Below are 22,658 nucleotides of genomic sequence, written 5' to 3'. Positions count from 1 at the left end.
AGTCCTTTGTCTTATTTATTGCATTCTAATTTTGTACTCCATTTGTTCTCCAGGAGCCTTCGGATCTGTTTTCTGGTGTCCTCCACAGAGCCGTTGTTGTCGATGACCGCATCGGAAAATTCCCTGAACCCTGCCTCTGGCGCCTGGCTGTCCATGATGCTTTCCGTTTTCTCCCTTGTGTAACCGCGGCTCTCTCTGAGACGCTCCATGCGGTTCTCCCTTGATGTATAAACATACCACATTTCCCCGCAGTTGTCACGGAATTCTTTTGAGGGAATGGCTGCCTCTATGACCACCAGAGGTTCGGGGCAGGCAAGCGCCTCCCCAAAGGCGGTATTCCATACCAGTGGATGGGTCAGGCGGTCCACCTGGAGGCGTTTATCAGGGCAGCCAAAGATTACCTGGGCCATGGCGGGACGGTTGATGGTTCCGTCCTCATTCAGTATGGACGGCCCCAGGCAGTCCACCACGGCTTGGTAGCTCTCCCGCCCGGGCCGCATCAGCTCCTTTGCCACCTGGTCCGCCTGGATGACACGGAAGCCATATTCCTCCTTCAGTATCTCCAGCACCCGGCTTTTTCCGGATCCCACGCCGCCTGTGATTCCCAATATAAACTTACTGCCCGCGGGGGATGTACTTCCTATATTTTCCATATCCTGTCACTGCCCCTTCAGATACCGTTATTTTCCGTGTCTTTGTTTCTTCCCGTATTTCCTACTTGGCATCAAACCAGGATTTTCCCACTTCCGCTTCCACTTCCAGTGAGACCCTTAAATCCGCCGCATGCTTCATCTTATCGGTCAGAATGTCCTTAACTGTCCGGATTTCATCCTGTGCCGTCTCAATCAGGAGCTCATCGTGAATCTGAAGGACGATTCTGGATTTCAAGTTTCGCTTTTTCAGCTCCCTGTCCACTGCAATCATGGCTATCTTCATAACGTCCGCCGCGGTTCCCTGAATCGGTGAATTCATGGCCACCCGCTCTCCGAACTGGCGCTGCATAAAGTTGGCGGACTTAAGCTCAGGAATGGGCCGTCTCCTGCCGTACAGGGTCGTCACGTAGCCCTGCTCCTTGCCCTGCTTGACCAGTCCGTCCAGGAATATCTTAACCCCCGGATAGGTCTCAAAATATTTATCGATGTACTCCACCGCCTCCTTGCGGGAGATGCTGAGTCCCTCGCTGAGCCCAAAGGCGCTGATGCCGTATACAATTCCGAAGTTCACTGCCTTTGCGTTGCGGCGCTGTAGAGGAGTCACTTCATCAAGGGGTACATGGAATACCTGGGATGCGGTGATGGCATGGATGTCCTGGGCGGAACGGTATGCCTCGATCAGCCGCTCATCCCCTGACATGTGGGCCAGGATACGCAGCTCAATCTGGGAATAGTCCGCGTCCACGAACACACAGCCTTCCTTGGGAACAAACACTTTGCGGATTTCCCTGCCCAGGGCCATGCGGACCGGGATATTCTGAAGGTTCGGCTCCGTGCTGCTGATGCGTCCCGTAGCCGTGATAGTCTGGTTGAATTTGCCGTGAATCCTTCCGTCCTCACCGATATAGGCTGCCAGGCCTTCCGCATAAGTGGAATTCAGCTTTGTCAGCTGGCGGTAATCCAGAATTTTCTGGACCACCGGATAATCAGGCGCCAGCTTTTCCAGCACATCCGCTGCCGTGGAATAACCTGTCTTTGTCTTTTTTCCTCCCGGAAGCTCCATCTGCTCAAAGAGAATCTCTCCCAGCTGCTTGGGGGAATTGATATTGAACTCGTGGCCTGTCTCCTGGTAGATTTCCTGTTCCAGCTTGGCGATTCCCACCTTAAGCCTGTCCCCATATTCTTTAAGCTCAGCCCGTTCCACCTTCACGCCCTCCTGCTCCATATGGAAAAGGCTGTAAATCAGGGGCATCTCTATATCTGTATACAGGCTGTACATTCCGGTATCCTTTAACTGTCCTGCCAGGGGTACAGCGGCCTTCCACGCAGTGTACCCCATGTAGCATACACAGTCAACGGCATTCTTCTCACCCCTCCACAGGGCATCTCCCAGGTCCTCCTTTGCCAGCAGGTCCGCCCTGGAGGGCACGGTAAGTCCCAGATAGTCCCTGGCCAGATCATCGTAGGCATAGGTATCCTTAAGGGGGTTCAGAAGATATCCGGCCACTCCCGCGTCATATACAGGATCCGTGTCCTTAAGTTCCAGGTACGCAAGCATGGATTTTAAATCCAGCGCCCAGAACTCCTTAACGCCATGATTATCCTGGTCCTGGTTATCCTGGCCCTGATTATTCTGGTCCTGGTTACCCTGGCTCCTGTTTTTCCTGCACAGCGCCCTGAGCCGCTCCAGAAGATATTCACCGGTAATCTGTTCCCCTGCCGCCAGACAGTATATATCCTTCTCGCCCAGGCATAAGGCCAGGCCTGTCACGGGATTCAGCCCGGCTCTGGCCTTTTTTCCCGCTTTCACTTCTCCGTTCTCGTCAAAGCTGAAGGACAGCTGCTCCACGCTCTCCTTTAAAGCCCCGTCGCTGCCCAGTATGAGCTGGAAACCTGCCAGTTCTGCGCCTGCTGCCCTGCCAAATATCTTATCCGCTGTCCTTACATCCTTCACAAGGGTGAAATGGGATTTTATATCAGGTGCAGCGGCTTCCTGGGCAGCGGTTTTGTCAAACCGGGCCAGGATGGACTTGAATTCCAGACGCTTCATATACTGGTAAGCCTCCGGAGTATACAGATCCCCAATCCGGGCGTCCCCGTAATTAAATTCCACAGGACAGTCCGTACAGATGGCTGCCAGCTTCTTGCTCATCTGAGCCATGCCGTAATGCTCCTCCAGAGCCTTTCTGGCCCTGGGAGGCTTAAGCTCCTCCAGATGGGCATAGGCGTTCTCTATGGACTTGTACTGGGCGATGATACTGGTTGCTGTTTTCTCCCCGATGGAAGGCACGCCCGGTATATTGTCAGAGGCATCCCCCATAAGGGCCTTCACATCAATGAATTCCTCAGGCGTCACCTGATACTCCCGCAGCACATCCTCCGGGAAATAGTCCTTAATCTCAGTCACGCCCCTGCTGGTTCTGGGGATCCGTATCTTAATGTGTTCATCAGCCAGCTGCAGAAGATCCCTGTCCCCTGATACCACGGATACCTGGATACCCTGGGCCTGACACCGCTTTGCCACGGTTCCCAGTATATCGTCCGCCTCAAATCCCTCCAGGGTCATGATGGGAATTCCCATGGCCTTCAGCACATCCTTCATCACAGGAATCTGCTCATGAAGCTCCTGGGGCATGGGCTTTCTCGTCCCCTTATAGGCGTCATACATCTCATGCCGGAAGGTAGGCTCCTTTAGGTCAAAGGCAACGGCTGCGTGGTCCGCCTTTTCCTCCTCCAATATCTTCAGCATGATATTTAAAAAACCGTACACTGCGTTGGTATGCAGACCCTCCGAATTCGTAAGGTCCGGCACCCCGTAAAATGCCCGGTTCATAATACTGTGTCCATCAATCAAAACCAATTTATCCATTAATATAAGTTCCTTTCTGTCTCTGTCACCACATCCTGAACTGAAGCGCCAGCACGACCAGCACGGCCCAGAAGCACAGTGTGTTCACCGCATAGCGGGCTGTCTCCAGGATTCCCAGGGTGTGCACCCTCTGCCGGGACAGCTCCAGGGCTGTCTCCAGAGCCCCCTTGATGTTATAGGTGCCTGTTCCCTGGTCCAGCTGGCGGATACCCACGTCCACTGTGAAGTAAATCTCCAGCTCTTCCCGGCATTCCTCGCAGGTCTCAATGTGTTTTAAGAATTCTTTCAGTTCCCCGTCCGTAATGCTGCCATTAATATACGGCATCACCAGACGCTCCGCTTCCCTGCAGGTCACTGCCAGCACCTCCTGTCTATCATTTTAATCAAATTCTTCTTACATCATACAATAAATCAGCTTACTTTTCAATGAAAGATTGGGACGCCCATCACCTGGTTAAGGGCGGATTCCTGTATCCCTCCCTGACATGAGCCTGACGCGGCCCTGGTTCAGGACAGTCTGCCCTTCCTGTATTCCCTTGGAGAAACGCCTGTCAGCCGCCGGAACACATCCCCGAAATAATTGCCGTCCGAGAACCCGCAGGCCATGGCCACACCGGTCACGGACAGATCCGTATTGCGCAGCATATCCGATGCCTTCTGGACGCGGATGTAGTTCAGATACTCCTTAAAGCAGAGGCCGGTGGAGCCCTTGAATTTCTTTGAAAAATAGGTAGGGCTCATATTGGCAAATGCAGCCACCTCCCCCAGCGTCAGCCCTTCCTGATAATGCTGGTTCATGTACCGGGCCGCACTGACCATGGCCTCCTCCGTCTCCTCCAGCGCGTGCCCCTCCCCGCGGGTCTCCTGGCAGCGTCCCAATACCACAAGAATCTGGTGCAGGAGACTGCGAAGCTGTATCTGGCAGTAGCTGTCACCCTGCTTTTCCTCATCCTGCATCTGGGCCAGCAGTTCCTCTATCCTAGGGCGGAATTCCGGAGGAATGGTGCGTTTGGGCTGTGAGAAGATATGGCCAAAGGCCTCCCTTCCGCAAAGGCTTAAGAATGAGCTGACCGTGTCCCTGGAAAAATAGATGCCGAACCGCTCAGCCTGCCAGCTTGGCTCATACAGGGCCTTGTGGACCTCAAGAGGCGGAATGATGGTTATATCCCCCGGTTCCAGATAGTAGATGTCCTGGTTGATGAACATTTTACATTTTCCTGATAACAGATAATAAATCTCATAGTAAGAATGATAATGAGGACGCTTCATCACAAAGCTTGAGGACCTTCTGATACGGCTGACCTGAACGCTTTTATCCTTTAAAATCATGGTGTTGCTCATACGCGGTTCTTCTCCTTCAACTTCTCCTTTATGACCGGACCGTCATGGCAAAAAAACTGTATTTTTTAGAAAATATCCCATAAAATCCGTATTATTCCATCTGTTTTTGTTATACCATAAAGCCAACCAAAGGTAAACAAGGAATTCGACAAGGAAATGGAGGAATGACCATGGCTGAAATGACCATGTTATCCATGGCTGTGATGGCTGCCAATAAAAAAAGCCGCTCCTTTTCGGAAGCAGCAGCCGGGCGGAAGGACCTGTACCTGACGGAAGGACCGGCAGAGGAAGCAGATGTCATATATCTTCCGGATTACAGCAGTCTGGATTTTAGGCAGGTCCGCGAGCTTCTGACAGTGGGAAAACACATCCTGTTCGGAACCATGGGGGCGGCCGATGCCGGCAGCCTCAATGCGCTGGCGCAGACAGCCGCGGAACACGGCGCAGTGCTGTTGGATCATATCCACCTTGCATTCAATCCATGTATGGCATCATTAAAGACAGCGCTGACATGCCTGGGACCCATTTACCGGATCCGTCTCTATTCCTGCGAATATGCCTTCTGCTGCAAGGGAGTCTGTACGGTTCCTGTACGTCCCTTCACCCATATTCCTCAGGGAGGCGCATTGTTTCAGCGGGGCTACGACTGCATCTATCCCCTTGTGCATCTCTTCGGCATACCGGAACAGCTGGATATCCAGATGATATTCACGGAAAATGGAATGGATGCAGCCGGAACTGTCAAGGGAACTCTAGGCAGCGCCCAGGTGGAGATCGTCTATTCCAAGATATCAGGAAGCCATATTCCAAGCCTTATAGAGGGAGAAGGGGGACGCCTGCTAATCCGTGATTTACGGAATTTAAGGGAAGTGACCTATTTCAACCGTTCCGGTGTGGAAAAGCCGATGGTTTCTTTTTCCGAAGAGGCCTGCCGCGCCAGGGAACTGGACCGCTCCATGGCCTTTATAAAGGGAAATTGCGACTGGCGCCTCCAGCTTGCATCCTCCTTGCAGGCACTTCAAATGATGGATGAAATCCGGGGTGGTAAAAAGACGAAAGATCTTATATGTTCTTGAAAAATTTTATAAGACATTTAATGAATAAAGACAGTTGGTTTTAAATACTCTTCTGTCCTATTTTTAAGATTCATTTCCTATTTATGGCTATTTGTGTTACACTATATATTATTAATATGTAAGGGGGATATATTATCGTGAAAAAACTTCATTTATTTCTCGCAACTATAACAATTTCTTTGTTTTCCTGCATCACATCCTTTGCCGGTCAATGGCAACAAGACAGTTATGGATGGTGGTATCAAACTGATGATGGAACCTACCTAAATAATGGATGGAACTGGGTTGATGGAAAGTGTTATTATTTCTCTCCTGATGGATACTGCTTGCAAAACACACAAACGCCTGATGGATATATGGTGGATGAAAATGGAGCATGGGTTATTGATGGTATAGTTCAAACACAGAATCAACCCCCAATATCAGACACTTATAAAATAGGCAATCTAACTCTTTCTACACCAAATGGATTTTGGTTTTATGAACAAAAGGATACTATCTTTTGTATGTTTGCTTCATATGACCAACAAAGAGCAATAGCAGTATATTGCAGTGATATAGGCGTTGATCCACGCGCAAATAATTACAGTGAAAAATATATCGATTCTGTTCTTGACGCAGCAATGATTAATGAAGGAGGAGCATATGCGACTAAGACATATAAACAACTTTCATCTGGTGCATGGAACTGTTACGGATATTCATCTGCTGAAATTTTAAATGCGCCCGGAACATTAACAGCATATGTTCGTATGGATGGTTCATATATACAACTAATTATGATCGCTGGTAATTTATCTAATACTGATACTGATGGTCTCATGAATGTTCTCATTAAATAATATGATGGGATATAGATGATAACAAATAACAAAAACCGCGAAAACCATTGATTTTACGTGGTTTTCACGGTTCCAATTTGATGCCGGCAGCGGGACTTGAACCCGCACGCGGTTACCCGCAACAGATTTTGAGTCTGCATCGTCTGCCATTCCGACACGCCGGCTTACAACGCTGATTATTTTATCACAGGATACATATTTTGGCAAGTGTTTTTTGAAAACCTTTGCCATTTTTCTTCAATATTTACTTCAACGTCCATGTGGCCGGACGGCTGGCAAAAGACTGTTAAGGCAGGTATCTGCCCGCCCTTAACAGTCCCTCCGGCCTGTTGCCTTATCTGATTGCCTGCTGGCCGCTGGCCTTATATATTTCGTACCATTCATAGTGCTCCAGACGGATATCCAGGGCCTTAATGGCCGTATCCAGCCTGTCCAGCCTGTTGCTTCCTGAGATAGGGACCGCCCCTGCCGGATGATACATAATCCACGCGTATATGATGGCAGACGGGTCCACGTCATGCTTCTCGGCGATTATGTTTATGGTTTTCATGGCTGCGGCGCACAGACTGTCGCTGGCGTCAAACATTCTTCCCCCTGCCAGAGGCGACCATATCATGGGATGGATTCCGGATGCAGTCAGGTCATCCATCATTCCGGAATTAAAATGTTCAAAGCACACCGGGTTCCACTCAATCTGGTTCGTTACCAGCTGCCCGTTTACAGCTTTGTTAAGACCGTTGAATTTATGAGGGTCAAAGTTGGAGACGCCCATCTCCCCGATTTTTCCTTCCTGCTTAAGCTCTGTCAATGCCTTTGCCGTGGACTCAAAATCAATGCAGGGGTCCTCCCTGTGAATCAGATACAGGTCCAGATGGTCTGTGTGAAGCCGCTTCAGGCTCTCCTCACAGGACTGTTTTACCCTGTCATATCTTGTATCATAATATCCAAATCCGCCCTCTTTGAAAATGCCGGTTTTTGATACCAGCTGGATTTTGTTCCTAATGGAGCGATCCTGTTCAAAAGCCTGCCCCATCAGCGTTTCACAGAGCGCGTCTCCGTAGATTTCCGCTGTGTCAAAGGTGGTGACCCCTCTCTCAATGCATTCATTCATGAATCGGGCCAGTTCTTCTGCGGACCAATTCCAGCCGTCCAGCCTCCAGAATCCCTGAACCACGGCTGACAATGACAGCCCTTCTGACAATTTAACTTTTTTCACCTTGTTCCTCCTGTTAAGAATTTTTTCTCATATCCAGAGCCACTGCACTGCATATGATAAGTCCCTTTACAATCAGCTGCCAGTTGGAGTTAACGCCTATATAGGCAAGTCCATAGCTGATGAAGGTAAAAATCAGCACACCGATGATGACGCCGGATACCTTTCCCACTCCTCCGCTCAGAGATACGCCTCCCACCACACAGGAGGATATGGCATCAAATTCATATGCATTTCCATAGGCCGAGTTGGCGCCTCCGGTCCTGGCCACTTCCAGGATACCGGCCAGCCCCACAAACATGGATTCAATGATAAACACAGCGATGATCACCTTGCCGACATTGATGCCGGATACCTTGGCTGCTTCCGGGTTGCCTCCCACGATATATATGTTCTTCCCGAACACGGTCTTGTTGAGCAGAAACCATACCCCCACAATGGCAATGATGGCGATGACCACCAAAAAGGAAATCTGGCCAAATACCTTAAAGCTGCTGAGCACGGTCAGAGCATCCCTTATGCCTCCGATGGGCTGGGAATTGTTGGGCTTCTTTGCAAAGTACAGACAGTTAATGCCGTAAACAATGGTGCTCATGCCGAATGTGGCGATAAAAGGCGCCATCTTAAGCTTTGCAATCATAAAGCCGTTGACAGCTCCAATCACGGCAACCAGGGCCAACGTCATGATAACCGGAATGATGATGGGAAGTTCAGGCAGGCCCGGCCAGAACTTGTTGGAGTAGTCAGCCATCTGGGACAGGGACGCCACCATGACGGCTGCCAGGCCCACCTGACGGCCGCCGGAAAGGTCTGTTCCGCCTAAGAGCAGGGCAAACATCAGACCCAGCGCACATATCATTTTAACGGCAGACTGGGTCAATATGTCTGTCAATACTCTTATCTGCAGAAAAGAAGGTTCGATTATGATGATTCCTATAATCATGAATACCAGCACGATGATAAGAGCTTTATCCATCATGATATTTTTTATGTCTTTTGCTGTCAACTCCTTTATTTTCATACTGACACTCCTTCTTTCGTTTTATCATCAAACTGGGTGGCATACCTCATCACCTCAATCTGGGTAGCCTCCTTCTTGCCAAGGATACCTGTCTGCTTTCCGGCGCACATAATCATGATACGGTCCGACATTCCCAACAACTCCGGCATCTCAGAGGAAACCATAATGATCGCCTTTCCCTTTTTTACCAAATCCTGCATGATCCTGTAAATCTCATATTTAGCGCCCACATCCACGCCCCTGGTAGGTTCGTCCAGCATAATGACATCGCAGTTTGCCAGCAGCCATCTGCCAATCAGCACCTTCTGCTGATTCCCTCCCGACAGGTTCTTGATAAGCGTTTTTGTCCCAGCCATGCGGACATCCAGATCCGTGCACACCTTGTCAACACTGGGGGACAGTTTTTTCGTATGGATGTATCCAAGGACATTGCCTGTCAGTTTCTTATAGGCAACCGCCAGGGTGTTATCCCAGACTGACAGCGTGGGAATGATTCCCGTTGCCCTGCGCTCTTCCGTCAGAAGGGCGAATCCGTTTCGTATGGCATCCTGAGGCGAATGGTTGACCACTGTTTTTCCATTGACAGTCAGTTCCCCGCTTGCGATTCTGCGCAGGCCGAATATGGCTTCTATCAGCTCTGTCCTCTGTGCCCCCACCAGTCCGCCTATGCCCAGTATCTCTCCCCTATGCAGGTCGAAGGATACGTTTTTAAAGGAACGCGGGTCTGCGCTGGTAAAGTTCTCTACCCGCAGCATCACCTCGTCTGTTCTCACGTCCCCGCACACTGGAAAACGCTCATCCATCTTTCTTCCCACCATCTGCCCGATTAACTGGTCTATGGTAATGTCCTTTATATCCCATGTGCCTATGTACTGGCCGTCCCTCATCACCGTTATCTCGTCCGCTATCTCAAATATCTCCTCCAGCTTGTGGGATATATAGATAATGGAGCGCCCTTCCTTCCTAAGCTTGCCAATGATTTTGAAAAGGTGCTGTGTCTCTGCCACGGTCAGCGAGGAAGTGGGCTCGTCCATAATGATGATTTTTGCATTATATGAAACAGCCTTTGCTATCTCAATTGCCTGCATCTGTGAAACGGAGAGATTCTTTGCAAAGGTTGTCACGTCCATATCAAAATCCAAATCCCGAAGCAGGTTCCTGGTCTTTTCCATCATCTGGTTTTCATCCACCACAATGCCTTTTGTCTGGAACCTGCCCGCCCATATATTGTCCACCACATTCCGGTAAGGAACCGGGTTCAGCTCCTGGTGAATCATGGAAATGCCGCTTTTCAGCGCATCGTTAGGGTCTTTGATATCCATGACCTGTCCATCGATTTCAATGGTCCCGCTGTCTGGATGATACAGGCCGAACAGACACTTCATCAAAGTGGATTTGCCGGCCCCGTTCTCGCCAATCAACGCATGTACACTTCCAGGCTTCACCGCAAGCTTAATATTGTCAAGAGCTTTTACTCCGGGGAAGGATTTAGACATATTTGATATCTTCAGTCTGTACTCTTCCATCTGCTTCCTCCAGATTCCTTATTCGGATTGGGCCACTGCCAGCATATCCTCCAGGGTTGCGCTTAAATTGCTTTCATCCACAATCACATACGGTACCCATACATACTTTCCATCAACCGTGCAGTCCACGCCTGCCACGTCCTCTGTGATTTCCGTTCCTGCATGTACTGCCTTAATCACATTGATGATGGCGTCAGACTGGCTCTTTCTGTCATTCAGCACAGTGCCCAGAAGGGAACCTGCCTTCATTGCCTCCAGGGCATCAATATTAGCATCAATACCCACGATTGGTACAAACTTTTCAGCATCCCCTGAATTGTAGCCATTGTTGATACATGCCTGTACAGCGCCCATGGCCATGGAATCATTGTTGCAGAGGACGCCCTCAATCCCGTCGATTCCGTAAGCGGTAATCCATGCATTCATCTTGTCCAGCGCCTGAGCCTGGTCCCAGTTGGCGGTATCACAGGCAAGAATCTCATACTCGATTCCGTTCTTTTCCAGGGTCTCTTTATACGCATCCGTGCGCAGCGTCACATCCTGCTGTCCGATTTCACCCTGCAGGATGACCAGCTGAAGTTTGCCGTCCCCGTTTTTATCCGCAATGTCTTTTTTGTCATTCCAGTAGTTAATCAGCGCCTGGGCGCACATTTCCCCTGACTGCTTGGCCTGGGCTCCCACATACCAGATGTTGTCGTACCGTTTCATGGTATCTTCCATGGGCTCCATGTTGAAGAATACAGCCGGCACACCGTCGGCATCGCATTTCTTCATCATATTCTCAATGCTCTCCCTGTCAGGCGCGCATATGGCAACCACATCCGTCTTTTTGCTCAGGGCCACCTCTAATTTGGAAGTGGCCGTGGATACGTCATTTGCAGCGTCCTGCATATCCAGGGTGATACTGCCCAGCTTCTCAGCCTCATTCTGCATGATAATGCGGAATCCGCTCTGGAACTGGTCGTCAAAGGCCCTCCAGATAACCGTGGCCTTCATCTCTGCCTGGGCCTCTCCCTGCTGGGCTGTGCTCTCTGTATTCCCGGCTGCTTCACTGCCTGAAGGCGCAGCCGCCTTAGTCTCCCCCTGACCCCCGGAGCAAGCCGTTAATGTTCCCATCATCACTGCTGCTGTCAACCCACATACGATTCTGTTCATGCTTTTCTTCATAAGTCTTCTTCTCCTTTTTGATATATTAATCCATCAGTGCAAATTCTCTCATTTTCCCCTTAATGAACTCTCTGGCGCAGGCCTGTGAATTGACAAACATGCCCGTGTTATACTTGAAGTCCGGCTTCTGCTTCATATCCTCAAAGGAATTGGCAACCGCAATCAATACATCTGTGGCAATATTGATTTTCCTGATGCCGTTGCGGATTGCCTCCTGCACCTGCTCCTTGGGTGTTCCCGAACCGCCGTGAAGTACAATAGGAACGTCCACCACATCGTGTATCTTTTTAAGCCTTTCAATGTTCAGATGGGGAGCCGCCGCATATACGCCGTGCTGCGTCCCGATGCTGACAGCGATGCAGTCAATGCCTGTGCGCTCCACAAATTTCCTTGCCTGCTCCGGGTCTGTCTGGGCAGATTCAGGGTCACCTTCCACCTTAAAGTTTCCTTCCTCTCCCACCAGCTTGCCCAGCTCTCCTTCCACCGTAATTCCGTAACAGTGGGCATAATCAACTACCTTTTTGGTCAGGGCCACGTTCTCCTCAAACGGCAGGGATGAGCCGTCAATCATGACAGAGGAGTATCCGGCCTGTATGGCCTGTACGCATTCCTCATATGTACGGCAGTGGTCCAGATGAAGGGCAACAGGTACGTTACAGCCAGCTGCCTTCATGGCTCTTTTAACGGTATCAACAGTCCCCTCAAAACCGCCCATCAAATCGCAGCAGTCCGTACCCGTGATAAAGATTACCGGAATATCCAACTCCGTACCTGCCTGGATTGCTGCCAAAGCAGTTTCATAGGATACAGTCACATATGCACCATAGGCAATGTTCCTCTCCTCAGCCATCTCCAAAATGTCTTTCATCGGCGATAATTTCATAAGCCTTTTCTCCTTTTATTTTTGATTTTTATGGTGATTGTATAAATACAACTCGTCTTCATAGGGCAGTATGCCGCCGGCCGCCCCCATATGTTGGACACTGCGGGAAGCAACTGAACATCCGAATCCCGCACTTTCAAAAAATGACAGTCCGCTCACCAGGCCGGCCATCAGCCCGGCCATAAAGGAATCTCCTGCCCCCGTGGTATCCACGGCCCGAATTCCTTTCGGACATTCTATATACCTCTCCTCGGAAAAATCCGTGACATAGCATCCCTTTGAACCAAGCTTGATTCCAAAATATGTAAGACCCATAGGCTTAAGGGCGCTGCTGATTTCCGGGATCTCCCGGCATCCGGTTATGGCCGATGCCTCCTCGTAGCTTGGGAAAAAAACATCTGTATAGGGCAGGACCTCCTTAAACATATTCATCCAGCAATTGCAGACTGCCCTCTGGTTAAAGGCCGCATCCATGACCGTCATCCTGCCATGTGCCTTGGCCCGTCTCAGGAGCCTGGCAAGGCCTCCCTGGTTCATCCGGTTAAAGCTGCATGCAGAACCGATGTAGACCATATCCGCTCTCTCAATGGCTTTCTCCGGCAGGTCCCTGTCATCCACCTGGTCAAAAATCGATACATCTGACAGGAAATGCCTCTCCCCATTTTCCTCAATCAGAGCAAAACTGGATGCCGTAGCATAAACCGGATCCGTTACCACATGGGAAACATCAATTCCCAGTTTCCTGCATTGGTCCAGAATAAACCTTCCATTCAGGTCATCTCCCACCCGTCCCGCCATTACGGCAGGAATGCCCAGGCGTGACAGTCCGATGGCTGTGTTAAGCGCGTCCCCGCCGCAGGCCTGTACTGGTTTCTCTATCATGGTGCAGTCCCTGCTTAATACATCCCGGTCCACCGGCCTTAAAAGGGTATCGCACACCATCATTCCAAAACTAAGCACCACCTTTTAAACCACCCCCCTACTTCATCCATATGTCCGTACATACATATAATTGCACAATGTATTGTATTTGTCAAGTACTTATGGTAAAATTATAATATAATGTTATTTTTTCAAATTTTCCCTTGCATTTTCCACAACATGCTTTACAATATAATTGATGTTTCGTTTGTACATACATATGTATCTAAACTGAAAGGATTTTAAATTATGACCATGTTTACCAAAGAAATAAATAAAGATGTGCCCATCCCCCTTTATTACCAGTTGAAAAATATCATCAAAACAGACATTGAGAACGGAACTTTAAAGACAGGGGATACCATCCCCACTGAAATGGAAATCATGAGCCACTACAACATCAGTCGTTTTACGGTGCGCCAGGCCATCTCAGAGCTGGTAAATGAAGGTTACCTGGTCAGGAAAACCAGCAAAGGCACCTTTGTCACGGAGCCTAATAAAAAGACCAGCTTCATCAAGTCCTTTGAACCATTCCACCAGCAAATCCAGGAGCTGGGCAAGACACCCCATACAGAGCTGTTAGACATGTCCGTCATGACGCCGGACGATCGGATCAGGGAACTTCTGTGTCTTGGAGCCAATAACAAGGTCATCTCCCTGTTTAGACGGCGTTTTGCGGATGCAACGCCTGTGGTGACAATCCAGAACTACCTTCCCTACAACCTCTGTCACTTTGTGCTGAGCCATGACTTTAAGGACGTTTCACTGTATAATCTCTTTATGTCACGTCCGGAAACCTGCATTGATAACACCCGCACCATTGTTTCCGCCGAGACAGCCACCCCTGAGGATGTTAAGCTGCTGGAGGTAAAGCCCGGCAGTCCCATGCTTTGTTTCAATAACATTTCCACCACCAGCGACGGAACCATAATTGACTATGCCTATGCCCATTACCGTGGGGATATGAACAAGTTTGAAATTAACGAAAGCCCCAAATAATCCGTCTGCCATATCGCCACATAATCGAGTAGGAGGAAGGCGATTATTTCGCCTTCCGACCTCTCACACCACCGTACGTACCGTTCGGTATACGGCGGTTCAATCAACTTAACATGTAACAGCCTTTTCGGCGTAGTAGTCTTCCATGGATACAAGACCAAACTTAGCTAGTACAGCATTGCCAAAATAATAATGAATAGACGTTGCTTTTTTATTGTAGTCGGTGCATAATAATTCTATCACTAAAGAATGGATGTGTTATTATGCGAAGGAAAACAATTGATACTATCCCGGTTTTATCTGATGCCATGAAAAACATATTATCTGCTTTTTCAAAAAGCCGCTCCCTTCCGTCAGGACTGGTCAAAAGAGCCAGCATTGTCCTGCTTGCGTCACAGGGGGAACTCAACCAGAATATTGCACCACAGGTCGGGCTTCATTATAATAATGTTGCCACCTGGCGCAGTCGGTTCCTCGCGGCGCTCCCAGCCTTGCGGAGGATTGAAATGGACGACCCGAAAAAGCTTGAAGATGAGATACGGGCAGTCCTGTCCGATAAAAAACGCCCCGGTGCCCCGTCTGTTTTTACGCCGGACCAGATCATGCGGATCATCGACCTTGCCTGCAGCAGCCCAAATGATTTTGGGTACGAAGTAAGCCAGTGGAGTCTCCCGCTGTTAGTGGCAGAAATTAAAAAGCAGGGGATCGCTGAACAGATTTCTGAGAAATCTGTCAGCCGTTTTTTAAAAATGAGGTAGATTTACATCCCCACAAAATCCGTTACTGGCTTCATTCTTCGGAAAAGACGGAAGCCCCGGAATCTTTTGCGCGGAAAGTAAACGAAATCTGCGGCCTGTACCAGAGTGCCCAGGAACAAAGCCGGGAAGGTGCACACATTGTTTCCACGGATGAAATGACCGGGGTACAAGCGCTGGAACATAAATATCCTGACAAGCTCCCATTACCCGGCCAGTGCGCCAAAATGGAGTTTGAGTATATCCGCCATGGCACGACCAGCCTCATCGGGTTCTTTGATGTTGCAACGGGCCGTATGGAAATGCCGTATTTAAACTCCACACGCACAGAAGAGGATTTTGTGGAAGCCGTGAAAGCATTGGTAGGGACAGACCCGCAAGCCCCATGGACATTTATATGCGATGGCCTAAACACCCATAAATCGGAAGCCCTTGTCCGCTTTGTGGCAGAAGCCTGTGCCCTTGGCGTGGAACTGGGCAAAAAAGGGAAAACAGGGATCCTTAAAAGTATGGAAAGCCGAGCGGATTTCCTGCATGACCCTTCCCACCGGATCCGCTTTGTCTATACTCCGAAACACAGTTCCTGGATGAACCAGATTGAGATATGGTTTGGCATCATTAACCGGAAGCTGCTGAAGCGGAAAAGCTACCTATCAATAGAAGAACTGGAAGCAAGCATCCTGCGCTTTATTGAACAATACAATCTTACAGCACACCCATTTAAGTGGACATATGCCGGGATACCATTAGTAATTTAATCACTGATATTTAAGCAATGCTGTACTAGTCTCTCTTTACTGATACAAATGTGGAGATTCCAGCTTCTGCACACTCTGGCATATCCTTTGGCATATGAAATGCCATGTGCCGCATTTGGCGGCAGACCAAGTTTGATAAGATTCTTTTCCCTGTTCTTTGGCGTTTTCCAGTGTTTCCATATGCACATGCGCAGTCGATACCGAATCTGTCCGTCCATTTTTGCGCACAGCCTTTTCATGCTTCCGATTTTGAAATAATTTATCCACCCTCGGATAAGCCGGTTGAGTTTCCCAATTTTATAACCATTGCCCACTCCCCAGCTCCTGCTTGTATATTTCTTCATCTGCGCCTTGAACTTTGCTGCCGCTTTCGGGTGTGGTCTGGCTTTGTACCCTTTGGCAAATGAGTCATAGTAAAATCCAAACCCCAGATACTTAATGCCCTTTGGTTTATCAACCCTGCTCTTTTCCGCGTTCACTTTCAGTCCAAGCTTTTCCTCTATAAACCGAGCCACGCTCTTCATTACCCGCTCTGCCGCCTGTCTGCTCCCGACCATTATAATAAGGTCATCTGCATACCGGACGAAATCCAGCCTCCTTGCTTCCAGTTCTTTGTCCAGCTCATTTAACATGATATTTGCTAACAGCGGCGAGATATTTCCACCCTGCGGTGTGCCGACTACCGTATCTTCATACTCATCATCAATCATTACGCCGCTGACCAGAATCTTTCTTACCACCGATATGACATCTCCGTCCTTTATTGTCCGTCCGAAAATCGTCATCAGCTTGTCATGGTCTACTGTGTCAAAGAATTTCGCTAGGTCGATATCCACTATCCAGTTGTGTCCGTCATTCATCATTTCCAATGCTTTAAGGACTGCCTGCTGTGCACACCGCTTGGGTCTGAATCCATAGCTGTGGTCGTGAAACTGCTCCTCAAATATCGGGGTAAGCACCTGTGCCACCGCCTGCTGTACAAAGCGGTCTACTGCTGTTGGCACTCCAAGATTTCTTGTACCACCATCGGGTTTGGGTATCTCCACCCTGCGGACTGGCTTCGGCTTATACTTCCTCGTCCGCAACTGTTCCTTAATGTTTTCGCCGTTTTCCGAAAGATATGCGCCAAGTTCTTCAACGGTCATCCCGTCCACGCCTGCCGCTCCTTTATTCCTTACGACTTGCAGATACGCCGCATTTAGATTATCCCTGCTTAATATCTGCTCCATGAGACTGCTTGTGTCCATGCGTTGTTTCCTTTCTGCCCCTTTTGCCTTTGCCGCCTTTGAAGTCATCGACAGGCGTATGCTCCGGCTACGAAGTGGAACGTACTTCAACTGATTGATTGTTCAGCCCTTCGCTCCGTCCCCATTACAGGAACTTCCTCACTACTATGGCTTCTGCTGACTTCTCACAATTCGTTGTTACTACGGCTAATGAGACCGCCTGTGAGACCTCCCCAGTTAAGGTGCGTGTTCTTTTCCTCCATGTACCTGCCGCATTTACTCGTACTTCCGGCAACCTTTTGGACTTCAGTGCCTTTTGCCACCTTATCCGTATTTCCGAGCCTTATATGCGGTTCCTGTCCGTCAGGTCAGAGGTTTGCTTACAGCTTCTTTCAGATTCCGTCTCACGGCGGACACCCTTGCTGTTCGGCTATGTGCTTCGTTGTTGCCTACGCGCACTTGGGACTTTCACCCATTAGAAAACGCCCATGCTGGGCAAACAAAACAGCGGGACCGGAATGCATATCATCCGGTCCCGCTGCTGCGCTTTCCCTATTCACTTTTCCCAAACACAGAAGCAATCTTAATATCCAGCTTCCCGCACCACTCCCTAAGCACATCCTCCTTGCAGAAGGACACGGAAAAATCCTCCAGTTCAAGGTCCAGAGGTATGTCTGTCTTAATGGTGGCCAATTCCTTAGACAGCCTGGCGGCGGCTTCCCCGCACAGTTCCCCCTCCTTCCCTGTCTTGGTCAGGGATTTGTAGGGAGAACGGCTGATTCCCAGGCTGTTCTTCCAGAAGTCCTGCAGCTCCTTAAGCTCTTTCTTATCCTGCTCCGCCTCATGTATCACCTCATAAATATTCTCCACGGTGCCGTATTCTCCCAGCAAAAGAGGGGCCGCGCTGGCAACGCCCCTGACTCCCGGAATATTATCCGAGGTGTCTCCCTGGATTCCCTTCAGGTCCGTAATCTGCTCCGGCCACACCCCTTCCTCGGAATACACGGTCTCAGCCGTAAACTCAAAGGTCTTTTCCGGCAGGTTCACCGATGCCTTATCCAGGCCGTAAAGCCCGTAATACTTGTCGTAAAGCTCCTCCGCCTTCTCCTGTCTGGCCTGGACCATCCAGGCCCTTACATTGTACGCATCACTCACAAGCTGCAGATAATCATGGTCCTTGGTCATCACCACCACGGGTACCTGCTCCCTGAATTTATGGACAAGGCTTCCCGCATAGTCATCCGCCTCATACCGGCCGCTGTAGAGCACTTTAAAGCCTGCTTCCTCCAGAATCCGTTCAATCAGCACAAATTGCTGCTTAAGAGGCTCCGGCGTCCTGCTTCTGGTACCCTTATAATCAGGATACAGTTCCCTGCGGAAGGTATCCCTTGTCTTGTCAAACACAAATGCCATGTAGGCCGGCTGCTGCTTTTTCAGCAGGGAAGCCACGGCCTTCAGTACCCCCATGATGCCGTTGGTATAAGTCCCGTCCGACGCGTGGAGAATTTTTCCGTAATGCTTTTCCTTCTCCTCGTCGGTCTTGGCGAACATGATTTCCCTGGGTAACACTGCATAATAACAGGTTGACAGCAGGGATGAGCCGTCAACAATCACGAATTTTCTTTCTGACATTCTGATTCCATCTCTTTCTTACGTATTCTGTCATTGCTTGGGTCATTATCCTTACCTGCGGTGATGCCTGTCCCAGATTCCGGCGAACAGCAGGGCGGCTACAATAAATACCAGCACTATCAATCGTTCCGTCTGTCCCATATGGATCCTCCTTCCGGAGACACGACTGTAACGGAAAGTCACAGTTTCCTCAAAACAGTATCATACACCAGTTTTGTCCTGGCGTCAAAGAGAACCCACAGAACATGTTCCAGTTCACCCGGATGCTCCGCCACAAATTTCCTGGCAGTTCCTATGGCGGTTTCTGCTGCCAGCTCCACCGGAAAATGGTATATGCCGGTGGAGACAGAGGGAAACGCAATCCGCTTCACTCCATTTTCCAGGGCCAGCAAAAGGGAATTCCAGTAGCAGGAAGAAAGCTTCTCCTGCTCACCGCATATCCCGCCGTTCCACACAGGACCCACGGTGTGGATGATGTACCGGCAGTCCATGTTGTAGGCATTTGTAATCTTGGCCTGTCCTGTCTTACAGCCGCCCAACAGCCGGCATTCATGCAGCAGTTCCTTTCCCGCGGCCCTGTGGATTGCCCCGTCCACCCCTCCTCCTCCAAGGAGGGATGAGTTGGCCGCATTGACGATTGCATCCATTCCGGTTATCTTCGTTATATCACCTAATACAGTATCTATGACTGTGTTGTTTTCATTCTTCATAGCTGGCCTCCTCTGATTTCTTTCCTCTGATTACTTTCCTTTGATTGTACCAAGTCGCTAGTGCGACGGCTAGCCCAAGGTACATAAAACCACCACTTTTTTTATAAAAAATAGCAGTTTTTAAATTTATGATGTATTGTTAAGTTACCACACCAAACAACTTCATAACTTTAAGAACTGCTATGCTTATGTTATCATGGATTTCTAAACTCAACAACTATATATCTTATTTTTTTACTCGTCCACCACCTCTTTTTGAAATGTAACTACTGTTTTTATTGCATTTCAAAGGAGATTTTACTATGGACAAATATTTAAATTCTTTCAGGGAAATGATTTCCCTTCGCGGTCTTACCGACCATACCCTTAAAAATTACTGTACTTACATCCGGGCGTATCTGGATTACCTCGCAAATGTTCTTCACAAATCGCCAGAAGATGTTTCCTGGGATGAACTTCGTGACTACATCAAATGGCTACAGAAATCCAGAGACCTTTCTGACCGCACCATCAACTGTGCCATTTCACAACTGCGCTTTTTCACCATGTATGTTCTTCACAAAACATGGGATGACACACAGCTTCCCATGCGTAAGTTTGACGAGTACCTTCCCTATGTTCCCTCGAAACAGGAAACATGGCAGTTTATTTCTTCCATACCTGATTTAAAGCAGAAGACTATGGTTACACTCATGTATTCCTCAGGGCTTCGTATCGGTGAAGTATGCCGTCTGCGTTACGAGGATGTTGACCGCAAAAACATGCGGCTTCACATCACACACTCCAAAAACAGGAATGACCGCTATGCCATTCTTTCTAAAGCGGCACTTGACCTGCTGACACGCTACTGGTTTGAATACGGCAGACCAAAAGGCTTTCTTTTTCCAAAGCAAAGTGGCGAGGACAGACCCATCGACACATTCTTCCTTTCAAGACACATCCATGCCCATGAGGACAGGCTCGGATGGGAACGCAGGCTTACCTGTCATTCCTTTCGTCATGCTTTTGGTACCCATCTGTATGAAAACGGAACCGACCTGCTTACCATAAAAGCGCTTATGGGACATAAATCTTTGTCTTCCACCACTATTTATGTCCATCTTTCCGGTAATGCCATCCGCAATGCCGTCAGCCCTTTTGACCGATTGGCAGGTGAATACCATGAGTGATTACAAAATCAGGCAGATATTTGAGCAGTCCTATGAAGCTTTCTCAGCACCGGGGCACTATCAGTCGGATGTCCAACGCAAAGCCGCCCGAGCCATCTTAAACTGCAAATCCGGAAGGCTTGGTGTCAACTTAAGTCAGTGTACCGACTGTGGGCATGTGGAAGTCCACAATAATTCCTGCCGCAACCGCAACTGCCCCAACTGTCAGGCTGTGAAGAAAGAAATCTGGGTAGATAAACGCAGTGCTGAGGTCATTGATTCACCCTATTTTCATGTAGTGTTTACACTTCCACATGAATTAAATCCCCTCATTTACTGCAACCAGAAGCTTCTGTATGGACTTCTTCACAGATGCTGCGCCGAAACACTTCTGGAATTATCTGCTGATAAGAAGTGGCTCGGGGCAACACCCGGGATTATCCAAGTACTTCATACTTGGAATCAGGAGCTGGATTACCATGTACATATGCACTGCATTGTTTCCGGCGGCGGGCTTACCGGAGATGGAAAAATCCGTAAATCCTCATCTAAGTTTTTTATCCGTACGGAGGTCCTGCGGGATAAGTTTAAGGGGAAATATATGGCACACCTTGTCTCCCTTTATGAAAGCGGCTCCCTTAACTTTTCATCCTCCTGTGAAAACCTGCGTAATTCTTACCACTGGAAGGAATTTAAAAATAAGCTTTATGAAATGGACTGGTGCCCCTACATCAAGAAAACCTTCAACGGCTTCGGCAATGTCATTGAATACCTTGGACGCTACATCCACAAAATCGCCATCTCTAACAGCAGGATCCTTTCTGTTACGGAAGATACGGTAACATTCTCTGCCCGTGGAAAAAAGCCGGGTGAACCAAAACGTCAGATTACTCTTGGCAACACGGAGTTTATACGCCGTTACCTGATGCATGTGCTGCCTTCCGGCTTTCAGAAAATACGCTATTATGGTTTTCTGAACAATCGGATGAAATATAAGAATCTGAAGGTTATCTTTAAGCTTCAGAATGGACAGCGTTTCAAGCAGCGTTACGCCGGAATGTCCCTGGCAGAGCTTTTAAAAGCAGTCTGGAATTTCGATATCTGTGTGTGTCCTGAATGTGGTCATACAGCCATGAAACAGCTGGGAAGGTGTCATGTTCCTTCTTCCTGACAGGCTGCTTTCCTATATATTTTTTAAGACCTGCCATCGGGAGGTCTGCGAAGCATACCCAAAAATATGGGATACAGCTAAAATCGTCCTGCTTCTGCATTGCAGACCACCATAATCCACTATTTTAAGCTTCCCTGGGGAAATACTATCCCCATACAGCCTATGGCTAAAGTTCCGCGACTTGGTACAATTGGAAAGAATCACATTCAGAGCAGTTTATCTTTTGCATAAGCTGTTCATTTTTTTGTCGCTCTGAATCTGATACTTTCCTTAAGAATTATACCATATAACCCCTCAGTCCTGACAACAGTAATTCACCGATTTTTCCCGCCCCGCTGTCAGCTGCAAAGGTATGGACCAGGCTGGCCTTATCCCTTCCAAGGATGTTTTCCAGCTCCCCAAAGGAAAGCAGGCCTTTGAGATACAGCTTTACGATTTCCATTGGTCCGCTTCCGATTTCCGCCACCAGCTCTAAATGTGTCATGATTCACCTTCCTTCTGCCTTTTTCAACCTTCTGTTAAAAATGCCGGCCTAATAATATATGCAGGCATTTTCCAGAATATTCCTGTTGGCAGCCGTATAATTCCTCTAAAATCATGAGAATCTTTCGCTTTCCCTATGGTAAAAATTAATCATTCCATTAAAAAAAGTCAGCTTTTTGTAAGAAACATTACGCTTCATTACATTTCACTGACTTCCGTTGCAATTCATCCTGAACTATGGTATATTCACATCAGGTCAGAAAT

The 22,658-nt window shown here is 48.7% G+C and carries 21 protein-coding genes and 1 tRNA gene; 7 read left to right on the top strand and 15 right to left on the bottom strand.

Annotation, left to right across the window (positions count from 1 at the left end; genetic code table 11):
* Positions 1–11 precede the first annotated feature (11 nt).
* From coaE to LA360_RS02960, 4 genes are all read right to left on the bottom strand, one after another.
* Positions 12–653, bottom strand: a complete 642-nt coding sequence (gene coaE / locus LA360_RS02975) for a dephospho-CoA kinase (protein ID WP_022201952.1) — start codon at positions 651–653, stop codon at positions 12–14.
* 61 nt (positions 654–714) lie between these two features.
* Positions 715–3,522, bottom strand: coding sequence for a DNA polymerase I (polA, locus tag LA360_RS02970; protein WP_022201951.1), 2,808 nt, complete (start codon positions 3,520–3,522; stop codon positions 715–717).
* Positions 3,523–3,547: 25 nt separating this feature from the next.
* On the bottom strand, positions 3,548–3,877 hold the full coding sequence (locus LA360_RS02965; protein ID WP_089774506.1) for an anti-sigma factor family protein: 330 nt from the start codon (positions 3,875–3,877) through the stop codon (positions 3,548–3,550).
* 152 nt (positions 3,878–4,029) lie between these two features.
* Positions 4,030–4,863, bottom strand: a complete 834-nt coding sequence (locus LA360_RS02960; RefSeq protein WP_022201949.1) for an AraC family transcriptional regulator — start codon at positions 4,861–4,863, stop codon at positions 4,030–4,032.
* A 170-nt stretch (positions 4,864–5,033) separates the two neighbouring features.
* Here LA360_RS02960 and LA360_RS02955 point away from each other — a divergent pair, with 170 nt between their 5' ends.
* Together LA360_RS02955 and LA360_RS02950 are read left to right on the top strand one after the other, a co-directional pair.
* Positions 5,034–5,939, top strand: a complete 906-nt coding sequence (locus tag LA360_RS02955) for a Gfo/Idh/MocA family oxidoreductase (RefSeq protein ID WP_089774535.1) — start codon at positions 5,034–5,036, stop codon at positions 5,937–5,939.
* Between the two features lie 137 nt (positions 5,940–6,076).
* Positions 6,077–6,781, top strand: a complete 705-nt coding sequence (locus LA360_RS02950; protein WP_022201947.1) for a hypothetical protein — start codon at positions 6,077–6,079, stop codon at positions 6,779–6,781.
* A gap of 81 nt (positions 6,782–6,862) precedes the next feature.
* Here LA360_RS02950 and LA360_RS02945 read toward each other — a convergent pair.
* From LA360_RS02945 to LA360_RS02915, 7 genes are all read right to left on the bottom strand, one after another.
* Positions 6,863–6,945, bottom strand: a tRNA-Leu gene (locus tag LA360_RS02945).
* Between the two features lie 170 nt (positions 6,946–7,115).
* Positions 7,116–7,997 carry an aldo/keto reductase gene (locus LA360_RS02940; RefSeq protein WP_002583295.1) on the bottom strand — a complete coding sequence of 294 codons (882 nt, stop codon included), beginning with the start codon at positions 7,995–7,997 and terminating at the stop codon, positions 7,116–7,118.
* Positions 7,998–8,010: 13 nt separating this feature from the next.
* Positions 8,011–9,015, bottom strand: coding sequence for an ABC transporter permease subunit (locus tag LA360_RS02935; protein WP_002583296.1), 1,005 nt, complete (start codon positions 9,013–9,015; stop codon positions 8,011–8,013).
* Complete coding sequence (locus LA360_RS02930; protein WP_112483256.1) at positions 9,012–10,541, bottom strand: sugar ABC transporter ATP-binding protein; 1,530 nt, start codon at positions 10,539–10,541, stop codon at positions 9,012–9,014. Before LA360_RS02930 ends, LA360_RS02935 begins: the two co-directional genes overlap by 4 nt.
* An 18-nt stretch (positions 10,542–10,559) precedes the next feature.
* Positions 10,560–11,708: a galactose ABC transporter substrate-binding protein gene (locus LA360_RS02925; protein ID WP_112483254.1), complete on the bottom strand. Its 1,149-nt coding sequence runs from the start codon at positions 11,706–11,708 to the stop codon at positions 10,560–10,562.
* Positions 11,709–11,733: 25 nt separating this feature from the next.
* Positions 11,734–12,591: a class II fructose-bisphosphate aldolase gene (locus tag LA360_RS02920; RefSeq protein WP_002583299.1), complete on the bottom strand. Its 858-nt coding sequence runs from the start codon at positions 12,589–12,591 to the stop codon at positions 11,734–11,736.
* A gap of 15 nt (positions 12,592–12,606) precedes the next feature.
* Positions 12,607–13,554 (bottom strand): carbohydrate kinase family protein, encoded by a 948-nt coding sequence (locus tag LA360_RS02915; RefSeq protein WP_112483252.1) that lies wholly within the window; start codon positions 13,552–13,554, stop codon positions 12,607–12,609.
* Positions 13,555–13,761: 207 nt separating this feature from the next.
* Between LA360_RS02915 and LA360_RS02910 the strand changes: the two genes are divergently transcribed.
* The 3 genes from LA360_RS02910 (at position 13,762) to LA360_RS02900 (ending at position 16,024) form a co-directional block, all read left to right on the top strand.
* Entirely contained in the window at positions 13,762–14,511 is a 750-nt protein-coding gene (locus tag LA360_RS02910; RefSeq protein WP_112483250.1) for a GntR family transcriptional regulator, read from the top strand.
* Positions 14,512–14,774: 263 nt separating this feature from the next.
* Positions 14,775–15,269, top strand: a complete 495-nt coding sequence (locus LA360_RS02905) for a helix-turn-helix domain-containing protein (protein ID WP_089776580.1) — start codon at positions 14,775–14,777, stop codon at positions 15,267–15,269.
* Positions 15,239–16,024 carry a transposase gene (locus LA360_RS02900; RefSeq protein WP_112481403.1) on the top strand — a complete coding sequence of 262 codons (786 nt, stop codon included), beginning with the start codon at positions 15,239–15,241 and terminating at the stop codon, positions 16,022–16,024. The genes LA360_RS02905 and LA360_RS02900 overlap by 31 nt, the downstream gene beginning before the upstream one ends.
* Here the strand turns inward: LA360_RS02900 and ltrA are convergent.
* The 3 genes from ltrA to LA360_RS02885 form a co-directional block, all read right to left on the bottom strand.
* On the bottom strand, positions 16,021–17,271 hold the full coding sequence (ltrA, locus tag LA360_RS02895) for a group II intron reverse transcriptase/maturase (RefSeq protein WP_112483302.1): 1,251 nt from the start codon (positions 17,269–17,271) through the stop codon (positions 16,021–16,023). The genes LA360_RS02900 and ltrA overlap by 4 nt on opposite strands.
* 531 nt (positions 17,272–17,802) lie before the next feature.
* Positions 17,803–18,882 (bottom strand): 5'-3' exonuclease, encoded by a 1,080-nt coding sequence (locus tag LA360_RS02890; RefSeq protein WP_112483248.1) that lies wholly within the window; start codon positions 18,880–18,882, stop codon positions 17,803–17,805.
* Between the two features lie 179 nt (positions 18,883–19,061).
* Positions 19,062–19,592, bottom strand: a complete 531-nt coding sequence (locus LA360_RS02885) for an O-acetyl-ADP-ribose deacetylase (RefSeq protein ID WP_022201945.1) — start codon at positions 19,590–19,592, stop codon at positions 19,062–19,064.
* A gap of 302 nt (positions 19,593–19,894) precedes the next feature.
* Between LA360_RS02885 and LA360_RS02880 the strand changes: the two genes are divergently transcribed.
* On the top strand, positions 19,895–20,761 hold the full coding sequence (locus LA360_RS02880; protein WP_112481419.1) for a tyrosine-type recombinase/integrase: 867 nt from the start codon (positions 19,895–19,897) through the stop codon (positions 20,759–20,761).
* The gene (locus tag LA360_RS02875) at positions 20,754–21,911 is read left to right on the top strand and encodes an IS91 family transposase (RefSeq protein WP_112481418.1); all 1,158 of its coding nucleotides are present in this window, start codon (positions 20,754–20,756) and stop codon (positions 21,909–21,911) included. Before LA360_RS02880 ends, LA360_RS02875 begins: the two co-directional genes overlap by 8 nt.
* A 277-nt stretch (positions 21,912–22,188) precedes the next feature.
* Here LA360_RS02875 and LA360_RS02870 read toward each other — a convergent pair whose 3' ends face one another.
* Positions 22,189–22,395: a hypothetical protein gene (locus LA360_RS02870; RefSeq protein ID WP_022201944.1), complete on the bottom strand. Its 207-nt coding sequence runs from the start codon at positions 22,393–22,395 to the stop codon at positions 22,189–22,191.
* Positions 22,396–22,658: the final 263 nt, after the last annotated feature.

It is taken from the genome of Enterocloster clostridioformis (assembly GCF_020297485.1).
GTDB lineage: Bacteria > Bacillota > Clostridia > Lachnospirales > Lachnospiraceae > Enterocloster > Enterocloster clostridioformis.
Note: the sequence above shows the minus strand (reverse complement) of the source record. Positions and strands in the feature narration are given on the sequence as shown.